The following is a 3,620-nucleotide window of genomic DNA, read 5'->3' as shown; positions in this document are numbered from 1 at the left end:
AGCCTCGGTAATGTGGTTGCGAAGCCGCAATCACACCAGTTGGCCGTGACGCTCGAGTATCGGCGAGTCAGAGACCCGACAGGTTTCCTGAACACCTTCCCGAACGGCGGCATCCGGCAGGTGATTCACCGCGAGGCGAGGGTGTACCTCTGCGATCTCGGCCGCGGCACCGCCGAGCTTGTCGCGACCGTCCCTGACTTTGGGGGCATTCCTAACCCCAAGTCGGCCTGGATCGAGGGTTGGCAGGCCGACGCGCTTTACTTCCGCCTGTTCGGATACGGTGGAGATCGACGCCGCGGTGACGACCTTTCCGACGAGCGACGGCTGTTCTTTCGCATCACCCCAGATGGGCGAGTTATTGAGATTCACGAGCTCCCGGAAGGCCTGGAACGCGGGCGCAACAGCGGACCGGCGCAGTCGCCCCCCTTCCTGCGCTGGAGCGCGGGGCACCTCGATGTCGAGATCGCGATCGACGCGCGATTCTCGGAAACGACCCGCCTGGCGCGCCTGACATTCGATCCGGAAACTGGCGAACCGCGCCTGTCCATGCCCTAGCTGGCCGGCAATCAAAATGCGATGGCTCACTGAGCGAGCTTCCCGTGACCCCACCTATGCCCCACACCAAGGGATTCCAATCCCTTCGCCTCCCGGCATAAAACTCCAACCTTTTGAAAAGCATGGTGGGCCCGCCAGGAGGTACCGGCACCTCTGCCAGGCGCCGGTCTGTCGCCTGCGGCTCGCGGGCGAACCTGGAACCAAGGGATTATGAGCACTAGGTACAAGTGCTTGAGTTAAATAGATAATTAGAAGAACGGTAAGGATTTTTTCACCGCCTGCATCAGCCGGATTTGCCCGCCCGAACCCGGACCGAGGTCGGACCGAACGTGTCTGAGCATCGCCCGAACGGGCCGCACTGCAATTGGCAAACTATCGCACTAAGTGATATGTTTCGGCGGCGATGCGAGTCTTCAAGACCCGTACCTTTGATCGGTCGATGAAACGGTCCGGTATGACGGGTGGGGCGTTGTGGGCCGCTGTCCTGGAGATGGCCGAGGTTAGAGATGGCGAAGAAAAAGCGTAGGAGCAGGCTCCTGGGCGAGATGCATGAGACGGCACTCGGCCTGCACGGTGCGGGCCTGATCAGCAAGCGTCGCATGGGCGAGTTCGAGGCGCTGTGCCATCTCGACGTGCACGAAATGCCGCCGCGGAAGATCAAAAACCTGCGGGAGAACGCCCACGTAAGCCAGGCCGTGTTTGCCGCCGTGCTGAACACAAGTGTCTCGACGGTGCAGAAGTGGGAAGCGGGTGACAAGAAACCGAGCGGGCCTTCCCTGAAGCTGTTGAACCTGATCGAGCGGAAGGGTCTCGAGGCGGTGATCTAAGGTCGATCGAGGCTTTGCTCTGGACCTGTCACATTGAAGAGGATCACTACGAGAGGACCCCATGCCCCACATCGTCAATATCCTCGAACATCCCGGCGGACTCGAGCCGGCCTTGGATTACATCCATCGCCAATGGGGTAACCAGGACAATCATGCCTTCTACCTCGACTGCGCCCGGCATTCTTCCGCCGGGCCGAAGGGTCTGCCTCGCTTTTATGTCCTCATGGAAGAAATGGAAATCATCGGCTGTTGCGCACTGCTGGTAAGTGACTTCCTCAGTCGCCAGGACCTTTGGCCGTGGCTGGGTTGCTTGTATGTCGAGCCGGCGTGGCGCGGGCGACGGCTGAGCGGGGCGCTGATGGCGCATGCGAGGGCCGAGGCGAGCCGCGCGGGCTACCGTGAGCTGTTCCTGAGCACCACCCATGACGGACTGTACGAGAAATTCGGCTGGAGCCGGATGGACGATGGGTATAACAGCGATGGCGATCGCTTCCGTATTTACCGGATCGCCACCTCTGTCGGGTTGTAGGAACCTGCATCGAGGACAGCGCGTTTACACGCGGTATCCGCTCCCCTTACTCTCGCTGCAGTCATGCCGAACATCGAGTCAAGACATGATGAGCAAAGAAGAGGATCACTGGTATCGGGATTTGCTCGTGGACTACATATTCCGGATGAGTGACTGAGCTGCTCCATGCCGGAAAAAAAGAACAAGAATCAGCCATTGGAAGTTCGCCTGAGGATTGATGGTCTCGAGCTGGTTGCGGAGCCGGGCAAGCGAAGTGCCGATTTCGATCGCCTGCTGGAGCGCAATAAAGCCAAGTCGTTTGTTTTCATTCCGTTGGCGAAGTTAAGAGGCAAGAAACGGCACAAGCGCTCCGGGCCGGACCCCATCTCTCGCAAGAAGAAGCTCCCTGAGGGCAATTGGCTCGACGGTGAACTTCGGAATTCGGCAGATGGCGAGTCTGTCCCCGGCGTCCTGGGATTCGACATCCGGCGCCGCGATGCTCGCGAGATCGCGGCCGCGGTCGGAGTCGAACAATTTGTGTGGGGCACGCACGGGGCGCCGGCAGAAGGACATTCCACCAGGCTCTTTGAAGACGACGACGCCTATTCATGGGATTCCGCACGTCGACGCGCGCTTGATGGCCTGAAGGACGCCTATGTCACGGCCACCAATATCCGGCAGCTCCCGCAAGCCGTTGAAGAATCGCAGACCACGATGCGGCGGTTCAGGCAACTGGTCTTCCTGGTCCTTGGCCTTGCATTGGCTGCCGGCTTTTTGCAGATGCTGCTGCTCGAAACCGGAAACGGGTTCGCAACCATTGTCCGGATCGCGATCTATCCGCCGGTTATACCCGCAGTACTCGTAGGTGTGTACCTGCGCGCGCTGATGAAGAAGGCTGAAGAGCAGGATCGCGATTTCACGGCTGCCGAGGCCAAGCGCAACTGGGCGCTGGTGGCACCGCACCTGCTCACGCTGTGGGGGCTTTGTTACGTGGCGGTGCTCGTACTGACCTGGCTTCAGGTCGTGCCCAGTGCCGACCTGCCCTTTCTCGGCCGAACCAGCGGTGTATCAACCTCATTTATTGTCTGTGTCTGGATGTTGCTGCCGATCGCGCACTCACGCGACGTCAAACCGCTCCTTTCCTCTGCCGTTGAGTCCGGTATCGCCGCACTGGTGTCGATATTCACGATCAAAGTATCGCTCTATGTCACGAACCTGGTGACCGACGTCATCTGGAACATAGCCGCAGGGCTCTTGCCATTCGACATCCCCGAAACCTTGCAAAGGGTGATCAGCAGCATCGTCCATTTCGGTGCCGAAGTGTTTTTTGTGGCCGTGCTGTTGGGGTACGCCTGGTCACGGACACGCCAGCAGTTCATGCGGCTGTGATCAGCTGCGAAGAACCGCGAGAATATCGTGCTCGTTCGCAAGCAGTTGCCGGCAGGTCACCCGCTATGCCCCACACCAAGGGATTCCAATCCCTTCACCTCCCGGCATAGCCCGCCTAACCCCTTGTTTTTCATGGTGGGCCCGCCAGGAGGTACCGGCACCTCTGCGAGGTACCGATCTGTCGCCTGCGGCTCGAGGGCGAACCTGGAACCAACAGATTATGAGCCGAGCTAACAGGGCAAAGTGCACGGGGACCGACTTATACTGCGTGCCCCAGTTGTTCAAGGGCTGCCAGGGAAACGGGATGTCATTGGTTCTGCGCGCCTTAGCGGTTCCGGCCA

The 3,620-nt window shown here is 59.8% G+C and carries 4 protein-coding genes; all 4 read left to right on the top strand.

Features of this window, described 5'->3' with window-relative positions; genetic code table 11:
* On the top strand, positions 1-555 hold a 555-nt coding region (locus G6032_RS07755), incomplete at its 5' end, for a hypothetical protein (RefSeq protein ID WP_165281580.1).
* Between the two features lie 545 nt (positions 556-1,100).
* Positions 1,101-1,382, top strand: a complete 282-nt coding sequence (locus G6032_RS07750; RefSeq protein ID WP_240902089.1) for a DNA-binding transcriptional regulator — start codon at positions 1,101-1,103, stop codon at positions 1,380-1,382.
* 61 nt (positions 1,383-1,443) lie between these two features.
* Positions 1,444-1,911 (top strand): GNAT family N-acetyltransferase, encoded by a 468-nt coding sequence (locus G6032_RS07745; protein ID WP_165281578.1) that lies wholly within the window; start codon positions 1,444-1,446, stop codon positions 1,909-1,911.
* A 165-nt stretch (positions 1,912-2,076) separates the two neighbouring features.
* A complete protein-coding gene (locus G6032_RS07740; protein ID WP_165281577.1) occupies positions 2,077-3,279 on the top strand; it encodes a hypothetical protein in 1,203 nt (400 codons plus the stop codon).
* Positions 3,280-3,620 lie beyond the last annotated feature (341 nt).

It is taken from the genome of Wenzhouxiangella sp. XN24 (assembly GCF_011064545.1).
In the GTDB taxonomy this organism is placed as follows: domain Bacteria; phylum Pseudomonadota; class Gammaproteobacteria; order Steroidobacterales; family XN24; genus XN24.
Note: the sequence above shows the minus strand (reverse complement) of the source record. Positions and strands in the feature narration are given on the sequence as shown.

Excerpts from the sequence above, each read along its gene's own strand:
- G6032_RS07740 (WP_165281577.1), top strand. The coding sequence starts at position 2,077 with ATGCCGGAAAAAAAGAACAAGAATCAGCCATTGGAAGTTCGCCTGAGG.
- G6032_RS07745 (WP_165281578.1), top strand. The coding sequence starts at position 1,444 with ATGCCCCACATCGTCAATATCCTCGAACATCCCGGCGGACTCGAGCCG.
- G6032_RS07750 (WP_240902089.1), top strand. The coding sequence starts at position 1,101 with ATGCATGAGACGGCACTCGGCCTGCACGGTGCGGGCCTGATCAGCAAG.